Annotated in this window: 1 pseudogene; it reads left to right on the top strand. The window is 42.0% G+C overall.

The window, feature by feature from the left end:
* Positions 1–1645, top strand: a pseudogene (locus ACFIKO_RS09160) (hypothetical protein); the annotation flags it as partial.

Raw genomic sequence — 1645 nt, forward strand, 5'->3', positions numbered from 1 at the left:
CAGATATTATTAATGTATCAGATTTCTCACGAAATGATCCCATCACGAGATTGACACGTAGTGCTGGGATGCAACGTAAGGAAGAAACGAATGTCGTGCTTGGTAAAGGGATAAAAATAAAACCACAAGGCGAGAATGTTGCTATTGGTACTAATGCATCAGTACTAAGTATAGAATCCGTTGCTGTTGGTTATCATGCAGAGGCGAGTGGCAATATCGGTATTGCTATAGGTCGTTATGCGCTCGCTGAAGGCGATGAAAGTATCGCAATAGGTGGCGATACTGCAGGGGGAGTTCCTGATGGGGGGCTTTATTTCCCAACCGGTCGTACAGCTGCAAAAGGCAGCCACTCGATCGCTATTGGTTTTCGCACTAAGTCTGAAAGTTTTCATGCTGTTGCTATAGGTCCTTTTAGTCATGCTACGGCAGGGAATGCGATTGCTGTGGGTTATGGTGCACATGCAATGAGTGAAGACACCGTTGCTTTGGGTTCTTCTGCGAAAGCACAGGGAAAGGGAGCTATCACTATAGGTGCCAAGTCTTTAGTTTCGGTGGAAGATGGTATTGCTCTAGGGAGCAATTCTTCTGCCAATATAGCTGCTGGTATTGTTGGTTTTAGCCCTTTGCTTAAAGGAGCGGCAACTGATACAGGATTTGCATGGAAAAGTACGCTCGGTGCTTTGAGTGTTGGTGATGTTAGTCAAGGAAAAACCCGCCAAATTACAGGAGTAGCAGCTGGTACTGAACTGTTTGATGCCGTTAATGTTGGGCAGCTTAAGTCCTTACAAATGTACGTAGATCAAATGTACGTAGATCAAGGTTGGAATCTTTCTGTTGGTGGTGCAAATGCTAAAGCTGTTGGCATAAAAGATACAGTGGATTTATCTGCTGGAAGTGGCAACCTTCAGATTACAAAAGGCAAGGATGATAATAAAGTAAAATTCGATCTTGCCAAAGATGTTACATTAACGAGCTTAAAGGCAGGTACAAATACCTTCGATGCCACGGGCTTAGTCATTACTGGTGGTCCGAAAATAACCACTTCTGGTATTTCTGCTGGAAATAAAAAAATTACAGGAGTATCAAATGGTAGTGCAGATACTGATGCAGTTAATTTTTCACAGTTGCGGGAAGTTAAACAACAAGTCGCTGGGAATAGCCTTGTTAAGCAAGATGAAAAGACGAAGCATATTACTATCGGTAAGGCAGCAGAAGGTAGTGAAGTCAGTATTGCAAACAATAAAAACGAGGATCGGACACTTTCCGGTGTGAAAGCGGCGCAGAATGGCAATGAAGCCGTTAATAAAGCCCAGCTTGATAAGAGTTTGGATGATATTTCTAAAAAGGTTGATCTTACAAGTTCTTTTGCGGTTCTCTACGATAAAAATTCGGATGAAAATAGTACCATTAATTATAATAGTGTGACTTTGGGGAAAAAGGATAGCGGAGCAGTTGCTTTGCATAATGTTGCAGATGGTTTAATTATTGAGGGATCGCATGATGCAATCAATGGAGATCAGATTAATAAAATAACTCAGGATGTTGCCAAGTTTTTAGGTGGAGGTGCCGCATTTGGCAGCGGTTCGTTTGATGGACCAACCTATAAATTGTCTCATGTTGATACAGATGGTAAGATAGAACAAAA

The sequence above is a fragment of the Bartonella sp. TS82HLJMH genome, from assembly GCF_042193495.1.
GTDB lineage: Bacteria > Pseudomonadota > Alphaproteobacteria > Rhizobiales > Rhizobiaceae > Bartonella > Bartonella grahamii.